At 26.9% G+C, this 20199-nt stretch carries 12 protein-coding genes; 9 read left to right on the forward strand and 3 right to left on the reverse strand.

Going from position 1 to position 20199, the window contains the following annotated elements:
• Positions 1-18 precede the first annotated feature (18 nt).
• From ACTG47_RS07330 to ACTG47_RS07340, 3 genes are all read left to right on the forward strand, one after another.
• Complete coding sequence (locus ACTG47_RS07330) at positions 19-696, forward strand: ABC transporter ATP-binding protein (RefSeq protein WP_169470424.1); 678 nt, start codon at positions 19-21, stop codon at positions 694-696.
• Positions 697-3255 carry an ABC transporter permease gene (locus tag ACTG47_RS07335; RefSeq protein ID WP_479926648.1) on the forward strand — a complete coding sequence of 853 codons (2559 nt, stop codon included), beginning with the start codon at positions 697-699 and terminating at the stop codon, positions 3253-3255. It begins immediately after the preceding gene.
• A gap of 232 nt (positions 3256-3487) precedes the next feature.
• The gene (locus tag ACTG47_RS07340) at positions 3488-4762 is read left to right on the forward strand and encodes a 4Fe-4S dicluster domain-containing protein (RefSeq protein ID WP_479926649.1); all 1275 of its coding nucleotides are present in this window, start codon (positions 3488-3490) and stop codon (positions 4760-4762) included.
• A gap of 55 nt (positions 4763-4817) precedes the next feature.
• Here the strand turns inward: ACTG47_RS07340 and ACTG47_RS07345 are convergent, their stop codons facing one another.
• Positions 4818-7862, reverse strand: coding sequence for a serine hydrolase (locus ACTG47_RS07345; RefSeq protein WP_479926650.1), 3045 nt, complete (start codon positions 7860-7862; stop codon positions 4818-4820).
• A gap of 207 nt (positions 7863-8069) precedes the next feature.
• Between ACTG47_RS07345 and ACTG47_RS07350 the strand changes: the two genes are divergently transcribed.
• A complete protein-coding gene (locus tag ACTG47_RS07350; RefSeq protein ID WP_479926651.1) occupies positions 8070-8369 on the forward strand; it encodes a rhodanese-like domain-containing protein in 300 nt (99 codons plus the stop codon).
• Positions 8370-8426: 57 nt separating this feature from the next.
• On the opposite strand, the gene ACTG47_RS07355 is transcribed toward ACTG47_RS07350, so the two are convergent.
• Together ACTG47_RS07355 and ACTG47_RS07360 are read right to left on the reverse strand one after the other, a co-directional pair.
• A complete protein-coding gene (locus ACTG47_RS07355) occupies positions 8427-8996 on the reverse strand; it encodes a TetR/AcrR family transcriptional regulator (protein ID WP_169470419.1) in 570 nt (189 codons plus the stop codon).
• A 196-nt stretch (positions 8997-9192) separates the two neighbouring features.
• A complete protein-coding gene (locus ACTG47_RS07360) occupies positions 9193-11421 on the reverse strand; it encodes a YhgE/Pip domain-containing protein (RefSeq protein ID WP_169470418.1) in 2229 nt (742 codons plus the stop codon).
• Positions 11422-11713: 292 nt separating this feature from the next.
• Here ACTG47_RS07360 and ACTG47_RS07365 point away from each other — a divergent pair, with 292 nt between their 5' ends.
• The 5 genes from ACTG47_RS07365 to ACTG47_RS07385 all read left to right on the forward strand — a co-directional run bounded on the left by ACTG47_RS07365 (position 11714) and on the right by ACTG47_RS07385 (position 20093).
• Positions 11714-13489 (forward strand): ABC transporter ATP-binding protein, encoded by a 1776-nt coding sequence (locus ACTG47_RS07365; RefSeq protein WP_479926652.1) that lies wholly within the window; start codon positions 11714-11716, stop codon positions 13487-13489.
• 12 nt (positions 13490-13501) lie between these two features.
• Positions 13502-15325, forward strand: a complete 1824-nt coding sequence (locus ACTG47_RS07370; RefSeq protein ID WP_479926653.1) for an ABC transporter ATP-binding protein — start codon at positions 13502-13504, stop codon at positions 15323-15325.
• 116 nt (positions 15326-15441) lie between these two features.
• Positions 15442-15987, forward strand: coding sequence for an NADH peroxidase (locus ACTG47_RS07375; protein WP_107594844.1), 546 nt, complete (start codon positions 15442-15444; stop codon positions 15985-15987).
• A gap of 263 nt (positions 15988-16250) precedes the next feature.
• The gene (locus ACTG47_RS07380) at positions 16251-16853 is read left to right on the forward strand and encodes a dienelactone hydrolase family protein (RefSeq protein WP_479926654.1); all 603 of its coding nucleotides are present in this window, start codon (positions 16251-16253) and stop codon (positions 16851-16853) included.
• Between the two features lie 333 nt (positions 16854-17186).
• Complete coding sequence (locus ACTG47_RS07385; RefSeq protein WP_479926655.1) at positions 17187-20093, forward strand: EAL domain-containing protein; 2907 nt, start codon at positions 17187-17189, stop codon at positions 20091-20093.
• Positions 20094-20199: the final 106 nt, after the last annotated feature.

A 20199-nucleotide genomic window follows, 5' to 3' on the forward strand; every position in this document is an offset into this window, starting at 1 on the left:
TAAATATTGGAGGTAGCCATGGAAATTTTAAGAGTGGAAAATCTAACTAAAAGTTATGGTAAAAATGAAACAAAAGTTGATGCTATAAAAAATGTAAACTTATCAATTGAAAAAGGTGAGTTTATAGCAATAACAGGTCCAAGTGGAAGTGGTAAAAGTACATTATTACATTTGCTAGGAGGTGTTGATAGACCTACTAGTGGTAAAGTTTATATAAATGATGTGGATATATATAATTTAAAAATCAAGGATTTAGCAATATTTAGAAGAAGAAATATAGGTCTTATATATCAATTTTATAACTTAATTCCAGTCTTAACAGTAAAGGAAAACATATTGCTTCCAGCAGAACTTGATAATAGAGATATTGACAAAGAATATTTAAATGATTTGATGAAAACATTAGGTCTAAATGATAGAGAAAATCATCTTCCAAACCAGTTATCAGGGGGTCAGCAACAAAGAACTTCTATAGGACGTGCTTTGATTAATAGACCTTCTATAGTATTAGCAGATGAACCAACAGGTAATTTAGATAGTAAAAATTCAAAAGAAATACTAGAATTATTAAAACTATCAGTAAAGAAATACAATCAGACTCTAATAATGATAACTCATGACAAAGATATAGCACTTCAGGCCGACAGAATTATAGGTATAGAAGATGGAATTATAAAAAGTGATGAGGTGATGTAGATGAATTTATATACATCGCTAACTATTAGATATTTAAAACAAAATAAAAGAAGAACTATTGTAACTATAATTGGGATAATACTTTCAACAGCTTTAATCTGTGGTATAGGAAATATATTTGAAAGTTTTATGGATTATCAAGTAAGAGAAACTATAAAGACTGATGGAAGTTTTCATATTACATTCCGTGATGTAAACAAAAAGAATATGGAATATGTGACAAAATCAGCTGAAATAGAAAAACATGCATTTACTAAGCAAATTGGATATTCTAAATTGGAAAATAGTGAGAAGGGTATATTAAGTATAAAACAGTATGATAAAAATGCCATGGAGGGGTATCAAATTTCTATAAAAGAAGGTAGATTGCCATCTAAGGTTGGAGAAATTGTTCTAAGTGAGAATGTTATTAATCTTATGGATGATAAATTAAAAATAGGAGACAAAATAACCTTAAAAGTAGGAGATATGTTTGACTCAAATAATAAAAAGATTGATAACTTGGTATTTCATGAGGGTGATTATATAGCAAATGAAAAGGATAGAACTTTCAAACTGGTTGGTATAATTAAAAAGCCTTTTGAGATTTATGATGAAATTACAACTGCTATAACTTACTTTAATCCTATAGTTGATTACAATGAAACAATGAATATCTCAGTGACAGTAAAAAATCCTAAAGATGTGTATAAAATAAGTAAAAAAATAAGCAAAACCATATATCCAAATAAAGATGAAGAATCAATTTCTGATATGGTAAAATACAATGAACATTTATTAAGATTACAAGGTGCCAGCAAGTATGAAAATATAAATAGTTCTGTAAAATCTATAATTGCACTAGTAACTATCTTAGTAATTATATGTACGATTGCTACAGTATATAATTCTTTTAGTATTTCTATAACTGAGCGAAAAAAACAGTTTGGAATATTAAATTCTATAGGTGCTACATCTAGTCAAATTAAAAAGTTAGTTTTTATAGAAGGCATTATAATTAGTTTGATTGGAATACCAATAGGACTAATATCTGGAACAATAGCTATAGACTTATTATTTAAAACTATAAATAAGTATTTTACAGAATCGATTGTTACACAGATGAGTTTACAAATAGTGTATAATCCAATAATAATTATTGCTAGTATAATAATAGTTTTATTTACAATATTTATATCAATTCTATTACCTGCAATAGCAGCATCCAACGTTTCTCCACTTGATATAATTAAAAACAGTGGAGAATATAAGGTGAGAAAAATTAAAGACTCAAAGCTTATTAAAATGATTTTTAAGACAGAAGGAGTACTGGCATATAAAAATATGAGAAGAAATAGAAAAAAATTCATAGTGACTCTTTTTTCTTTAATGATAAGCATAATAATATTTGTATCTTTTAGTGGATTTACGTTACTTTTACTAAAAAGTGAAGAAATTAGAAATTCTCAAAAAAACTATGATTTACATTTAACTGCAAAGGGTACAGCTAAACCTATTGATGAGGTTATAAGTAAACTACAGGATATTCATGAAATAAAAAACTTTGAATTAGCAACAGGTCAGTATATGTCTATAAGAGTAAGTGAAAATAAAATAAATAAGTCTAATGAAAATTTAATTAAGGAGTATTGTGAACAGCATAAGAGTGGAGATAGTTATGAATACGAATTTATCAATAATGAATTAAGATTTCCAGGAGAGTTTGCAATAAAAAATAAAACAAATAATTTAATAAAAGGTTCTTTTGATAAGGAAAAAGCAATTAAAGAAAATGGTGTGATATTAGTTAGAAAAAGTTACTTTGAATCCAGTGGTAAGAAAGGTATAGTAGAGTTAACTAATTACAAAGTTGGGGATACAGTAAATTGTGAATATCTTGATGATAATGGTTCAAGTAAAAAAATGAAGATTAAAATTCTTGCACTAACTGATGAAGAACGTCTAGGAATGGGTTATCAAAATATGGGATTGCAATTTATAACTTATGATGAAGTTGCTAAAAATTTAGGTTTAAAATTAAATAGAAGCCTTATATTTATTGATTCAGGAGGAGATGTTAAGACTAAGAAGAAAGTAGAATCTTTAGCTGATAAAAATAATTTTAACTTCTACGATGAAAGTGCAGGAGGTGAAGAAGAAAAACAAAATTTAAAAGTTGTAAAAATATTTGTATATGGTTTTATAGTAGTGATATCTTTAGTAAGTGTTACAAATATACTAAATACAGTAAGTACAAGTATAAACCTAAGAAAAAGAGAACTTGCTATAATACAATCTATAGGAGTTACTCCTAATGGATTTAGAAAAATGATATATTTAGAAAGTTTTATTTATGGTATATTGTCCTTAATGTTTGGGATACCAATTGGTGTTGGAATGACTCTAGTTATGAATAAACTTATTTCAGGTGTAATTGAGTTTTCTCCTATCATACCATGGGTAGCAATAGCTATATGTATAGTAAGTGTTTTTATAATAACCTTTATAGCAGCTTATATACCAATGAGTAAATTGAACAAAGAAAATATAATAGATAATATAAGAAGAGAAAGTATCTAAATGTAAAAGTAATCTTTAAATATATAAAATATTATTAAAATCGTTTAATTGGTATAAAATATTATTATACTAATTAAACGATTTTTATTTATATAAGAAATCTAATAAATAAATTACTAGAGGTATTTAATTATTTAGAAAGAATTGGTATTATATAAAGTAAGGATTTAGATAAAGTATTTATAAATAAGTATAAATATTTGATTTTATTGGAAAACAAAAGAAAAAGAAGGTGATTACTATTTCTCATATAACTGCGAAGAATATGTATAAAAATTTAGAGGAAAGAATAAACAAGTTTCCACAAGGTGCTCCGCCATCAGATACATTATACAAAATACTAAATGTATTATATACAGAACAAGAAGCTAAATTAGTAGCTCAGCTTCCAATAAAGCCTTTTAGAGTAAAAACAGCAGCTAAAATATGGAGTATAAGTGAAAGTGAAGCATATAGAGTATTAGACAAACTTGCAAGTAAGGCTCTGATACTAGATATAGAAGATAATAAAGGGAAAAAATATATAATGCCTCCTCCAATGGCTGGCTTTTTTGAGTTTGCTATGATGAGAACAAGACATGATATAGACCAAAAACTTTTAGCAGAACTTTACTATCAATATATGAATGTAGAGGAAGATTTTATTAAAGATTTATTTTATTCAACAGAAACAAAGCTTGGAAGAGTGTATGTTCAAGAGGAAGTTTTGACTAATGATAATGAAGTTAGTATTTTAGATTACGAAAGAGCTACTCATATAATCGATGAATCGACTCATATAGGTGTAAGTATGTGTTACTGTAGACATAGAATGCAGCATGTTGGCAAAGCTTGTGATGCTCCTATGGATATATGTATGACATTTGATAATGTAGCAAATTCTTTAATAAATAATAAGTTTGCAAGACGAGTAGATAAGATAGAGTGTAAAGAATTACTTCATCAAGCATATGAGCATAACTTAGTTCAATGTGGAGAAAATGTTAGAAAAGGAGTTACATTTATATGCAATTGCTGTGGCTGTTGTTGTGAGGCATTAGTAGCAGCTAAGAGGTTTGGAAATCTTCATCCAGTACAGACAACTAGTTTTATACCCAATATAAACCATGAAAGTTGTGTAAAATGTGGAAAGTGCATAACTTCATGTCCTATAGATGCAATAAGCAAGGTCAAGGAAAATGACAAAGAATATATAAAAATTGATGAGGATAGATGCCTAGGTTGTGGAGTTTGTGTTAGAAATTGTCATAAAAATAGTATTATGTTATTAAAGAGAGATGAAAAGATAATAACTCCAGCAAACTCAGTACATAGAGCAGTTCTAATGGCAATTGAAAAAGGACAGTTACAAAATCTAATTTTTGATAATAATGCCCTAGCAAGTCATAGAGCGATGGGAGCTATACTATCAGCTATATTAAAACTTGAGCCAGCTAAAAAAGTTTTGGCTAGTAAGCAATTAAAGTCAGTGTATTTAGATAAATTATTAAGTATGAATGACAAATAGATAAAATAGGGATATATTTAAGTAATATTACTTAAATATATCCCATTTTAATATGTTAAGCTATTTCTTTTATTTGTTTAAATGAATTCTCATTTCCATTTCCACCAATTTGTGTTACAGATTTAAATCTCATAGTTTTAAATAGTTCTTTTTGATTATAATCTAATAAATTTCCTACTAATATTACAGGAGACTTAGTTTTTCCAGCTAAAACTCCAACAGATAATCCATCTATTAAATCATCTTGTTTATTGATTCCGTTTTTAGCAACGTATAAGTTGTCTATCTTAGTATCTTTATAAAATTCTTTTATTACTTTTGCATTAGTTTCATTTCTAGTGCTACCAGATATTCTTTGTGGATTTTGAAGTTTATTTTCTATATTTTTAGAAACTGTGTATTCTCCACCAATTACATAAGACTTATCAATTTTTTTGTTTTTAAATAAATTGTTTATTTCATCTATATTACTATTTTCATTAGTAAGTATTATAGGCATATCATTTTGAGCTGATACGGCTCCAATGCTTACTGCATCAGCTAATCCTTTTTCACCATTAACTACTGAAATCTTTGATATGTTGCTAATATTATTTAATTCCTTAGCAATGTTCATAGAAGTTTGATATCTATCATTTCCTGAAATTCTAGATACAGAAATATTATTTGATTTTATAGTATCTAGGGACTTTTCATTTACAGAAGCTTCTCCACCAACTACATATACATTTTTAACTTTTAATCTCTTCAATTCAGCTAAAGTTTTTTCATTTATTTGAGAGCTTCCAGTTAATAATATAGGAGCATTTTTCTTATATGCAAATGGTGTTGCAGCTAAAGCATCTGCAATTGCTGAGTCATTTATTAAAACTGCATTTTCAGCATCTTCCCAACCTGCTTGACTTATTTTAATAGAAGTTTCATATCTATCAGTTCCTGTAAGTGCACTTGCATTTACTTCATCTTGATACGCAACTTCAAATTTAGCATTTGGACTTCCTGAGAAAACAATTACGCCACCTTTTGGCAATCTAACTCTATTATTCTTTGTAATTAAAGAATAGTTTACAGGAACTCCTTTAGCATCATAAACAGCAAAAGATGAATTTTGAGGAAGATTAACTTCTATTTTTTTGTTTGCTATATCGTCACCAATTTTATACCATTTTGCATAGCCATTAGATGCTAACTCACATGTAAAAGATTTTTCTGATGGTAAATTAGTTATAGAATCTTCACTAACATATGTCTGTGTGGCAAAAGTTAAATACTCTGTGCCATTTTCTTTATGAAGTTTAATATCAGCTAAGTCACGTCCCATCACACCAGGTATTTCTATAAAAGCATTTGAGTTATTTTCATCTGCTATTTTAGTATTAGCTATATAACCAGGAGTTCCATCAGAAAGGCCAAGAACTGCCTTTACAGAACCAAACATATAGTGTTGAGAAGTATATTTTTCATCTACTATATAGTAACCTTTATCATTTCTTTTTTTCCATGCTTCTTTGACACTATCTGATATATCATTATTATCTACTTTTTGAGCTACATAATACAAACTTGCTGTTTGACCCAATCCAGGAACATCATCGTAAGAGCTCATATTTAAATATGTAATGTTATTTTTTTCTTTTACAAATTTTAAGCAGCTATTACCTTTTTCAGATACAAATCTATCTTGACCTATGTATACATACTTATCTTCAGGTCCATTTTCTAGATAAGGAGAAGACACTGTTAAAGTACCATTATCATTAACATCAATTTTTATCATATTTGAAGAAGCGTAAAGACCACTGTTTTCTTTTAAATAACTTGGCATTTTAACTTGTTGTGGTTTACTGAATGTTTTATCAGGTTTTATTTCTTTAATTTTACCTTTTTCTTTTAGAGCAGATAGTAAAAGTTCTTGCCCAATTATTTCATTAAGTTGACTACTTCCGCCAGAAGAAACAACTGCAACTGCCATATTTTCATCTGGAAGCACTGTAAGATTACTGTGGAATAGTAAAGAGTCTCCACCTTTTGTAAGAGCCTTTAAGTTATATTGATTAAATGGATAAGTATTGACACAATCCCATCCTAAGCCATATCCAAGTATAGAATCTTCTCCCTCAGGCCATAGACCATTTAGATATTCTTTGTTTTCCATAGCTTTTACTGAAGAAGGTGAAAGAATACCATTTGAGTTTTTCATAAATGTTTGTGCAAATGTACATAGATTTTCTGCACTTGAATATAAACCACCAGCACCTATAGTATTAAAATTATCTTGTGGTACAGCATCTTCAAAATAAGGTACATAGGCTTTTGCAAGTCTTGAGCTATCAAAACTATCTTCTGGAGTTTTTGTATTTTGTAAATTAAGTGGACTGCTTATGTACTTATCGATAAAATTAGTAAATGGCATACCAGATACTTTTTCCACTAAAATTTCAGCTAAAGTAAATCCATCATTACAATAGACAGAAAAAGCTCCTGGTTTAGCTTTTAATCTTTGTTTCTTTAATTCTTCTAGGAAACTATCGTGACCATAAGAATCATTGTCTCCCAATAAAAGAGCATTTTTTAAAGAACTTCCCATTAATCCTGATGAGTGGTTTAATAACATTCTTGGAGTGATTTCCTTGTATCTCTCATCAGCCATTTTAAACTCAGGTATATAATTTACAACAGGAGTATCTAATTTTACTTTTCCCTCTTCTACCAACTTCATAACAGCAGTAGTAGTAAATATTTTACTGATAGATGCAATATTATACATATTATCCTTAGTTAAATTTTTATTATCTTGTCTACTGTAGACTCCACCATTACCAGAAATCTCAATTTTACCATTATCAATCAAAGCATATTGAGCATTTTCAATTCCATACTTAGATAATAAAGTTTTAATTTTCTCTTTAGCAAGAGCTTTAGTTTTTGGATAAGATTCTGAGTTTTTGCTATAATCATTTAGCTTTATGTCAGAACTTTGATATTTCTCCGAGTTATCTTTTACATTACTATCAGCAAAAGTAATATTTGGAGCAGCAGTAAATAACATACTCAATACTAATGTACTAGATAATAATTTAGAGAGCCTTTGCTTAAACATATTAAACTACCTCTTTTCCCTTTTAATAATTTATAATTAGCATAACATTCTTAATTATTTTAATCAACAGATTATTATTAATAAAAAAGTTTTTAATAAGTATACCTTTTTGCATAGCTGACAAAAATAAAAAAGAATATTTGTTGCTGTATTAAGAATAAAGGGTATAAGTAACATATAAAAATAAAATGGAGGAATCTCAGACATATGTACAAGAATATAAATAAGAAACAACTTAAAGAAATGATGAAAGATGAAAAAGATATTTTATTATTAGATGTAAGAACTAAAGATGAATTTAGAGAATGTAAAATAGAAAATGCTATAAATATATCTTTACAAGAGTTAATTAATAATATAGATGAAATTTATGAATATAAAGGTAAAAAAGTAGTGGTTTATTGCAGAAGTGGTCATAGAAGTCTTACTGCATGCAATTTATTGGCTGAGGAAGGTTTTGAGCATCTGTATAATTTAAGCTCAGGAATAATTGATTATCTTAATTAAATCATGTAAGTTACATTGAATACTGAGTATATCCCTGTTTATTAAGCAGGGATATACCTATATGTTCATAATATAATTTAGAAAAGAACGAATTTTTTCCGTCTTTTCATTATTGGAAATATCTTTACGTAGTAATATGCCTTGTTGACCGTATACACAAAAGTAAGCTGCTGTGTCAGTATCAGGAACATTAATTTCTCCTCGTATGTTAGCTAGTTGAAGTTGTTTTTTTACAATAGGAACAAGTTTTTCACAAATTTTTAAAGATAATTGGTCATGAATTTTTTTGCTCTTTTCTCCATGGCATACTTTATAGTAAAGGTTATCATCAGTTTCAATATCAATAAACGTAGGTACTTCTTCAATAATTTGTTTTAATGTTTTATCTGTATTGCCTATAATAGTAGACATTTTGTCTACTAGAGTCTGTGCATAGTAGTCTATAGCACTATCAAATAGGCATTCTTTTGATGTAAAGTAACGATAACATAACCCTTGTGCAACATTCATATGTTTTGCAATATCAGTTATAGAAGTTTTCTCATATCCATTTTCATAAAATAATTTTATTGCAGTATCTAAAATTTCTTGTTTACGTTCACTTGGTTCTTTAGTAATACGTGCCATATAGTATCCTCCTTATAATTTCAAGTACATAATAACATAAGGAATTTTGAAAGTCAATGAATGAATATCAGTCATTTATATTATGTAATAAATTTTAGTTTTGAAGTTAAAAAGGTAGTAACTGAGGAGTTACTACCTTTTAATGTAAATATTAAGTACTATTTTAAAAAATATATTTAAATACAGAATTGATTTTTTAATGACCAGTTAAATTACTATCACCAAATTTATCATTGAATGGTTTTATAATTCTGTTTATAGGTCCTTTTAGAAGTACATTTAAACAAATAGACAGAATCATAAATAGCAATAGAACTAATATATCTTTAGTTAAGTTTGGAGCATATATACCACCTACTGCTTCCCTTGTAGCACCTATTGCATAGGTAAATGGCATTATAGGGTTTATTCTTTGGAAAAATGTAGGTGTAACCTGTATAGGGAATGTACCACCAGAAGAACCAATCTGAACTACTAATAGTACTATTGCAATTGCTTTTCCTACATTTCCAAATACAGAAACTAAAGAATAAACAATAAAGTTAAATACCATGCTAGTAAACATAAGCAGAAGTATCAATAAAATTGGATGTTTTGCTGTTACTCCTAATAATAATATATCTCCAGTTCCAATTATGAAGCCTTGAATGAGAGCGATACTTAAAAAAGTAAGACCTCTTCCAAAATAAATTTCATATGGCTTATAGTTTCCATGTACAGATGTAGATAATAATGCTGAAAGAAGTAATATGCCTACCCATGTAGAAAGAACACTATAAAATGGTGTCATTGCAGAACCATAATTTTCAATTGGATATAATTTTTCTGTTTTCACTTCAACAGGTTCCTTTAAGAAATTAGATTTCGTCAATATATCACTTTCAAGTAAGCTAACTAATTTTTTCATATCTTCGCCATTACTAATCTTACTTAAAGTATCAATCAAGTCATCTAACATTCCTTTTGCTAGAGGCAGTTTTTCTCTTATTAATGATATACTTTCCTGTGCATTTCCTGAAAGACTTAGAGAAGTAGTCAGTATTTCTTCAACTTTTGGAAGTTTTGCTTCTGCCTTGTCTAAAACAGTGATTATATCATTTGCTACTTTTATACTGTTTGAAAATACGCTATTTATAGGTTTTGATATTTTTGAATCAAAATTATTTAAAATATTTAAATTAATTCTTCCAATACCATTTGATAAACTTAAAACATTATTTAATGCACTTATAGATGGTTGTTGCCCAGATATAACCTTGTTTTTAATATCATTCAATGTTGATATAGAAGAATCTATTTTATTGTTAGAGTCTTCTAGGTTATCTATTACATCATCCAATCTATGATTTGATGTAAGCTGATTTAATTTAGTTAAAAAGTCTTCTAATGTATCATTTAAAGATTGTAAATTAGAAAGCTTTTCTGATAAATTATCTATCAGCTTAGGTACATCTTCACTTCCACTATTTACTGCATCAATTAAATTTAATGTAAGAGAAGAAGCAGAAGATGAAAGGTCAACCATTAAATTTAAATCAGATTTTATAAGAGGAGAAAGTTCATCTAAATTGTTATTTGTATCCTCTAAGAATTTCTTTAAATCATTTGATAATAATTTTGTATCATTTAAAGTCTTTTTAATAGTAGGTAAATCCGATTTAATATCTTTAACTGTATCAGACAACTTTGAAGTAGCATCAGAGGCTAAATCAACAGTCTTATTTATATGGTCAAACCTATTTTGAAGATCGATAAGAGAACTTTCAACCTTCGTTAATTTTGGAAGACTATGCTCAATTCCTGCACCAACCCCATTTGATATACCAAGAACAATTTCACTTACTGTTTTTATGATTGTTTGATTAACTTGCAACTGTATTGTAGAAGCACCTTTGTCAGTAATCTTTGGTGCAACTGCATTTATTTTTTCATTTACTGTATAAATAATTTCACCTTTTTTGACATCATCTGTAATTAGTGATGTTAAATCTTTTGTAAAATTCTTTGGAATTTTAAGTGATGCATAATAAGTACCTTTTTTAACACCTTCAAGAGCGGTTTTTTCATCTACAAACTGCCAACCTAAACTTTTATTATCCTTAAGTTGTTCGATTAATTGGTCTCCTACATTAATCTTCTGACCTGCGATTTCATTTCCTTTATCTTCGTTTGTTACTGCTACAAGCATATTAGCAGTACTGCCATAAGGGTCCCAAGATGCCTTTATGTTGAACCAAGCGTACAAAGAAGGTAAAAAAGCAAGTCCTACAACTATTACAAGCACTGCATAATTTCCACGTATATCTTTTAGGTCATTTTTAAAAATTTCTAATATATTTTTTAAACCATTTGAAGGTTTTAAATTCTTGATATTATTCCAGTTTAAAATTTCTTTTAAACTATTAGTTTTTTTCAAATGTCTCACCTCCTAAAATATTTTGATAGAGAAAAAGTTAGATTTATAATCAATTTTAAATTATATTACTTTTTACACAAATAGTAAAGTTAAAGTTTTGTCTTAATTTTAATACATATATATTATATATAATAGTATGCTATAAATATATATAAATATAGGAAATAAAAACAAATAATTTATAAAATATTATAGTATAAAAATTAATAATAAAACAAATATTTATAATTGATATAATCAATTAAATTAGTCATTATGATATACTTTTTATAATGAGAAAATTCTATGAAGGGATGATTAAATGAGGTATTTTAAAAAATACATAAAAAAATATATAGCATTATTTCTGACAGCAGTATTTTTTTTGACACTGGAAGCTTTTTGTGATTTAGCTCAACCAACCATAATGGCAAAAATAATCGATATAGGAGTTTCAAATAAGAATTTAGATTACATATTATCAACAGGGGCTTTAATGATAGGTATAACCTTTTTAGGTGCAATATTTTCAATAATAAGAAGTATAGTCTCAGCAAGAGTTTCTCAATGTTTTTCTTACGATTTGAGACAGGATGTGTTTGAAAAGATAAATACATATTCATTAAAACAAATAGATAAATTTGGTAGAGCTTCATTAATAACAAGAATCACTAATGATATTAATCAAATACAACAATTCGTCCATGGAATGATGAGAGTTTTTATAAAATCACCAATTATGTGTATAGGAAGTTTAATTATAGCCATAAAACTAAACTTGAAGATGTCAATAATTATCTTAGTTGCAGTTTTAATTATATTTATTATAATATTACTAAATATGAAGATTGGATATAGACTGTTTAAGAATGTACAAGAAAGCACAGATAAAATAAATTCAAAATTAAGACAGTTTCTAGGTGGTATAAAAGTAGTTAAATTATTTTGCAGATACGATTATGAAAGTGAAAGTTTTGAAAAGCTAAACGAGGAGCTTTTCAAAAATAGTAGAAAAGCTACGACAATGATGTCATTTTTTAGACCTACAATTACAATAATTATTAATGTTTCCATAATAATAATATTATTAATTGGAAGACATTTAGTTTATTCAGGAGAAATTAAAATTGGAATTATAGTTGCTTATGTAAATTATATGACTAGGATATTAACATCACTTATAATGATTTCTCATGTTTTTAATGTTTTTGTTAGAGCAAAAGCTTCATATGAAAGAGTAAGTGAAGTTTTACTTGATGATAATGAAGAAATAATTGAGAAAAATGTTAACTTAAATATTGAAGAAAAGAAAATTAAATTTACAAGTGGGGATATGGTTTTTGAAAATGTTTATTTTTCATATAATAAAAATACAGATGAGAAAATATTAAAAAACATATCTTTTAAAATAGAAGAAGGTCAAAACATTGGTGTAATTGGTCAAACTGGTTCAGGAAAGACTTCTTTGATAAATTTAATTCAAAAATTATATATAGTTGATAGAGGAGATATTAAGATTGGAGGAAATAGTATATACAGTATTTCTGAAGAAAGTTTAAGGGAAAAAATAGGTGTAGTATTTCAAAATAGTAGTGTGTTTGGTAAAAGTATACTAGAAAATATAACTATGGGAAATGAGGATATAAGTAAAAAAGATGTTATAAATTCGTGTGAGTTAGCAAATGCAAATCAATTTATAACAAAACTTGAAAATTCTTATGATGAAGTTTTATTTCAAAGGGGTAAAAACTTATCAGGAGGACAAAGACAAAGAATTACAATAGCTAGAGCTATAGCAAAAAAACCACAAATATTAATTCTTGATGATTGTTTTAGTGCAATGGATATTAATACAGAGACAACTATAAGAAAGAATATAAAAGATTATATAAATAATTTAAGAAACAAAGAAAATAAAAAATGTACCATTATAACTATTTCACAAAAGATTAGCTCTATAATTGACTGTGATAAAATTTTAGTCTTAGATGAGGGAGAGGTGGTTGGATTTGCTACACATGAAGATTTACTGGTTAGTTCTCCAATTTATAAAAAAATTTTTGAGTTGCAGAACTTAATAAATGAAGATGTAAATTAAGGAGGAAGTATATTGAATTTAGGTACTGAAAATCAAAAGGTCAGTAGATTAAAGAAAAAAGAGAAGCCTAAAGATTTTAAAAAAACATTTAAAAGAGTTTTTATGTACTTTAAAAAAGACAAAAATATTACTAGATTTATTTTTTTGTTGGTAATAATCGACTCAGTTATATCAACTATAATACCATATACTCTTGGAAAAGTAGTTGACATAATAAATATTGATACTTATTCAAATTCCATTTTATTCAAAGGTATAATTATATTATTATCATTTTACATAATTGAATTCTCAGTTAAACTATCTAAGGGGATATGTACAGCTAGATTATCTCAAAGTATAGTTAAAGAGATGAGAAGTAATTTGTTTTTAAAATTTAAAAATCTGCCAATAACCTTCTTTGATAAAAGTTCTACTGGAGATATTATGAGCAGGGTAACAAATGATGTTGATAATATTAGTACAGGAATCTCAAATTCATTAGTGCAATTAATTACAGGAATTTTAAATATATTGATGACTTTCATTATGATGTTTATATTAAGTCCAGTTTTAACATTTTGTAGTATTATATTAATACCAATAGTAATGTTTCTAAGTAATTTTATAGCAAAGAGGACTAGAGTCCTTTTTAAACAACAACAAGTTGAGTTAGGGAAGTTAAATTCTCATATTGAAGAAATGGTATCCAATATAAATGTAGTAAAATCTTTTAATTATGAGAGAAAGTCTGTAAATGATTTTAGAGAAATTAATGATAGACTACTGAATATTTCACTCAAATCGCAAATATATACATCTCTTTTAATGCCTATTATGAACGTAATTAGTAACATAGGGTTTGCGACTATATGTATTATAGGTGGAGTTTTGGCATCTAAGGATATTATAACTATAGGAGTTATAGCAAGTTTTTTAAGTTATGTAAGACAATTTACAAGACCCTTAAATGAATTGGCAAACTTATTTAATACATTACTTTCAGCAATAGCAGGATGTGAAAGAGTTTTTGAAATTATAGATGAAAAAGAGGAACAAGAAGTAAATGGTGTATTTAAAAGTAAGTTTAATGATAATAAGAATGATAATTTAAATGCTTCTTTTGTAAACGGAGAAATGGAATTTAAGGATGTAAGTTTTTCCTATGATTCAAAAAAGAAAATTCTAGATAATATAAATTTAAGAATAAAGGCAGGTACATCAAATGCTATTATAGGGGAAACTGGTAGTGGGAAAACAACAATTATAAATTTAATTACAAATTTTTATCAAGTAGATAAAGGAAGTATATTTTTAGATAGTGAAGATATATATTCTATTGACAGAAATTATTTAAGAACTTGTTTTGGAGTAGTCCCACAAGAAAGTTATATATTTAATGATACAGTTATGGAAAATATAAGGTATGGAAATTTAATGGCTACTGATGAAGAGGTCATATATGCTAGTAAAATAGCAAATTCACATAAATTTATAACGAAAATGTATGAAGGATATAATACTGTATTATCTGATAGGGGTGAGGATTTAAGTGAAGGTCAAAAACAATTAATAAGTATTGCTAGAGCAATATTAAAAAATGCACCTATACTTATTTTAGATGAAGCTACAAGCAATATAGATATAGCAACAGAGGCTAAGATTCAAGATGCAATAAATAATTTGACTTTTGGAAAGACAAGTATAATTATAGCTCATAGATTAAGCACTATATCAAATTGTGATAATATAATAGTTTTAGAAAATGGTAGAATTATAGAATCTGGAAATCATAAAGAATTAATAGAATTAAAAGGTCGTTATTATAGAAACATACTGTTAACACAAGGAAAGTAGGTATTTAGAAAAAACTTTTAAAAAAATTGTTTAAAGGAATATGCCTCGGGTATATATAAATTAACTTGATAAATAAAAAATTTAATTTGATATATAAAATTAGGAGGAAAGTAATTATGAAAAAATTTGTTTGTACAGTATGTGGATATATACATGAAGGGGATGCTGCACCAGCACAATGTCCAGTATGTAAAGTTGGAGCTGATAAATTTGAAGAAATGAAAGGCGAAAAAAATTGGGCTGATGAGCATAGAATAGGTGTAGCTCAAGGTGTAGACGAAGAAGTAATTGAAGGATTAAGAGCTAACTTTGTTGGTGAATGTACAGAAGTAGGAATGTATTTAGCAATGAGTAGACAAGCTGACAGAGAAGGTTATCCAGAAGTAGGAGAAGCTTACAAGAGAATAGCTTTTGAAGAAGCTGAGCATGCTGCTAAATTTGCAGAACTTCTTGGAGAAGTTGTAGTTGCAGATACAAAAGAGAACTTAAGAGTTAGAGTTGATGCTGAGTATGGTGCAACTGATGGGAAATTAAAATTAGCTAAAAAAGCTAAAGAATTAGGATTAGATGCTATACATGATACAGTACATGAAATGTGTAAAGATGAAGCTAGACATGGTAAAGCATTCTTAGGATTATTAAATAGATATTTTGGAAAATAAATTTAATATAAAATAGAATTTAAAAGTATTTCATTTATAATTTTAAAAAATTATGAGTGAGATACTTTTTTTCTTTTTACTTTACTTGTTGTTTATAGTTAGTATATTTTAAAAATTGAGCAGAATTTTAAGCGTAGTAGTAATTAAGTTTATAAAATAAGAAATTAGTTTAAGTTGAAAGTTAGACTTATAAAGAGTAAATTGACATACTAATAAGATTACATTAAACTAAGTATAAAAATATTGACTATTTTATATAGGAGGTGGGTAATCTGATAAAGCGTATACATAAAAGTGAAGTAGCTATTATTGTGTTACATGAAATCTATGGAGCTAATAAATTTATAGAAGATATTTGTCAAAAGTATTATCAATATGGCTTTGATGTATTTTGCCCCGAACTTTTGGGTAAAAAAAGAGTATTTTCATATTCCGAAGCCTCTAACGCATATGATTTTTTCATAGATAATATTGGATTTGATGTTTATAAAAAGGTAGAGGGGCTTATAAATGATTTAAAGTCAGAATACAAATATGTACTTGTTGTAGGATATAGTGTGGGTGCAACTATTGCCTGGAGATGTAGTGAAAATTCTCTTTGTGATGGTATAATTTGCTGTTATGGTTCTCGAATTAGAGATTATATGGATATAATTCCTAAATGCCCTATATTGTTAGTATTTGCAAAACATGACTCGTTTGATGTTGATTCTGTTTATTGTCAACTTTCTAAAAAACAAAATATTCAAATCGAGATTTTAGATGCAAATCATGGTTTTATTGATACATATTCAAAAAATTATTCTGATATTCAGACACAAGTGTTTAGCTTTAAAGAAAAAAGTTTTCTAGCTAAATATTTATGATAATATAGCTTATTATAAAATATATAAAAATTTAATTAATTTGAAAAGTTTCTTATGGCACTATTGATATTTAAAAATATTAGTAGTGCTATTATATTTTAGTACTATTAAGTTTTTGAGATATAATAATTATGGTATTAATTATATTTTTATGATTTTTAAGGTGTTATTATAAGATGGTATATTCAAACAGACAATAAAAAATTATTATGGTTAAATAAGAATATTATATGAGAATATTGCAATTTGATATATTTACCATTACAATAAAAGTAGTTACAACTGAAACACTAAATAAGGTAAAGTAAGTTGGCAAATTGGAGGTTTTTAAATATGAAAGCATTTAAAAAGAACTTCTTAGTACTTTCTTTGATATTTTTACTTATTGTATCGTGTAATAATGTTCAATGCTTTGCTGATGAGTCTGAAAATTCAAAAAAAATACGAGTTGGATATTGTGATAATTATGGAATTATATCTTCATCCAAAGAACATTCTTATACAGGATATGGTTATGATTATTTAAAAGAAATTTCAAAATATACAGGATGGAAGTATGAATTTGTAAAAGGGTCCTGGGAAGAATGTTTAGATAGATTAAAAAAAGGTGAGATAGATATACTTGGACCTTTGCAGAGTAATGATGAAAGAAATAAAATATTTAATTTTCCTAAAATAAGTTCAGGTTATGAATATAGTGCATTATATACAAATGATAATAACTACAATATGTTTTATGAAGATATAAATTCTTTTAATGGCATGAGGGTAGCTGTGCTAAAAGGAAGTTTTCATAATGTTGAATTTGAGAAGTATAGAAAAGAAAATAAATTTTCAGTGAAATATATATATTGTAATTCTATCGATGAGTTAATTGAGTCTGTTAATAAAAATAAAGCAGATGCTTTTGTTTGTGGAAGTATTGTAAATGCAAAAGGAATGAAAATAGTTAGTAAGTTTTCAATGGAGCCTTTTTATTTAGCTACTACAAAAGAGAAAACTGATTTAGTAAAAGAATTAGAATATGCTTTAAAAGAATTAAAAATGAATGATATGTACTATGATATGGAATTATATAAAAAGTATTTTAAAAGAGATGTTACTAATTCTATAGCATTTACTCGTCAAGAAATTAATTTTATTAAAACCAATCCAAAGCTTACTATGGTATATGATTCTGAGTGGTCTCCTGTTGAATATTATGATATAGAAAGTAATTCATTTAAAGGTATAAGTTCTGACTTAATGTCAATTATATCAAAAAAATGTGGTATAGAATTTGAATATATTAAAACTAAAAATTATAATGAGAGTCTTAATTACATCAAAAATGGAAAGGCAGATATGGTTTGTGGCTCAATTAATGAAGATGATAAAGAAAAACGATTTAATATGAAACTGACAAATCCATACATAAATATCCCAATAGTTATGGTTGGAAAGCTAGGAACCAATCTCAATAGTGATTTAAATATTGCTTTAACAAATAGCTATAAGTCTATTGACTCTTATATAGAAAAAAGCTTTGAAAATGCAAAAACAACTTCTTATAAATCTATAGAAGATAGTTTAGATGCTATAGATGAAGGAAAAGCAAGTCTAATGGTACTTAGTTCTTATCAGTTTGATGAACTTTTAAAGGAAGGAAAATGCAATAATTTATCTATTATATCTGTTTTAGATACTAATTATAGAATGTGTATAGGAGTATCAAATAAAATTAATCCAATATTGATATCAATTTTAAATAAATCAATGGGTAAAATTACGGATGAACAGTTAAATGATAGTATATATTCTAATACTATTAATAAGCCTTATAAGGTACCATTTGGTATCATTTTTAAAGAGTACTCAGTACAAATTGTTATGTGTATTTGTATTATATTTTTAATTGCCATCAAATACATAATTTATAATAAGAAAAAGAAAGAGGATTCTCTAAAGAAAATTGCATATACAGATACATTAACAGGAGCAGATAGTATAGAAAAGTTTAAAATAAATGCAGAGAAACTATTTGCTAAAAATAGTCCAGAATCATATGTGTTATTTTATATGGATGTTGATAAATTCAAGTATATAAATGATATGTTTGGATATGATGTGGGTAATAGTACTTTAATACATATATCAAATACTGTTACAGGTGAATTACATGAGGATGAAATTTTTGCAAGAGTTTCTGCTGACCACTTTGTTCTTCTTATTAGATATAAGACAGATGAAAATATCAAAACAAGGCTGAATAGTATTTATAACAAAGTTCAGATATTTAGTAATCCGAAGATACATTACTATAAGTTGATTTTAGATTGTGGTATATACAAAATAAATAAAGATGATAGGGATATAAACACTATTATGGACAGAGCAAATACTGCAAGAAAGACCATAAAAGGTGGTCATAAAAATTCATTTGCTTTTTATAATGATGAAATGCATAAGAAAATACTAAAAGAAAAAGAAATTGAAAATACAATGGTAGATGCTCTTAACAATGGAGAATTTATTGTGTATCTTCAGCCTAAATACAGTCTTTCAGATTACCAAATCATAGGAGCTGAAGCACTTGTTCGTTGGGACAATCCAAAGAAAGGTTTAATACCACCAATAGAATTTATCCCTGTATTTGAGAGAAATGGTTTTATTGTAAATATTGATTTTTATGTATTTGAGGAAGTATGTAAAAAGATTAGAGAATGGATAGATGAAGGTCAGAAAGTGGTACCTATATCTGTTAACTTATCTCGAATGCATTTTGTAAATAGCAATTTTGTTGAGAAATTTAGACTAATAGTAGATAAATACAGAATACCAACAAATTTTATAGAATTAGAGCTAACAGAAACAGCAGTATTAGATAATATAAACGGTTTAGTTGATACAATGAATCATCTAAAAGAAAATGGGTTTGTAATCTCTATGGATGATTTTGGAACAGGATATTCTTCACTTAATCTTCTAAAGGAATTGCCTGTTGACATATTAAAATTAGATAGAGCATTTTTTACAGAAAAAGATGAGAGTAATAATGAAAAAATTGTTATATCTAATGTCATTAGAATGGCAAAAGAGTTAAAAATGAAAGTAATCTCAGAAGGAGTAGAAACCATTTCGCAATTAGATTTTTTAAAGCAAATTGGATGTGATATGGTACAGGGATACTTATTTTCTAAACCAATGCCAGTAAAAGAATTTGAGAAAATAGTTTTTAAAAAAGAAGAAAAGAATGTATAAGTAATGTGAAAACATTTACACAATGAAGATGCTTTAATATAGTTAAATATACTGTATTAGAGCATCTTTATTTTTGTATGAAATTTTATGGAATTTATTAATAGGT

It is taken from the genome of Clostridioides sp. LIBA-6622 (genome assembly GCF_056716095.1).

Coding starts and splice junctions, on each gene's coding strand:
- ACTG47_RS07330 (WP_169470424.1), top strand. CDS start 19: ATGGAAATTTTAAGAGTGGAAAATCTAACTAAAAGTTATGGTAAAAAT.
- ACTG47_RS07335 (WP_479926648.1), top strand. CDS start 697: ATGAATTTATATACATCGCTAACTATTAGATATTTAAAACAAAATAAA.
- ACTG47_RS07345 (WP_479926650.1), bottom strand. CDS start 7,862: ATGTTTAAGCAAAGGCTCTCTAAATTATTATCTAGTACATTAGTATTG.
- ACTG47_RS07350 (WP_479926651.1), top strand. CDS start 8,070: ATGTACAAGAATATAAATAAGAAACAACTTAAAGAAATGATGAAAGAT.
- ACTG47_RS07355 (WP_169470419.1), bottom strand. CDS start 8,996: ATGGCACGTATTACTAAAGAACCAAGTGAACGTAAACAAGAAATTTTA.
- ACTG47_RS07365 (WP_479926652.1), top strand. CDS start 11,714: ATGAGGTATTTTAAAAAATACATAAAAAAATATATAGCATTATTTCTG.
- ACTG47_RS07375 (WP_107594844.1), top strand. CDS start 15,442: ATGAAAAAATTTGTTTGTACAGTATGTGGATATATACATGAAGGGGAT.
- ACTG47_RS07385 (WP_479926655.1), top strand. CDS start 17,187: ATGAAAGCATTTAAAAAGAACTTCTTAGTACTTTCTTTGATATTTTTA.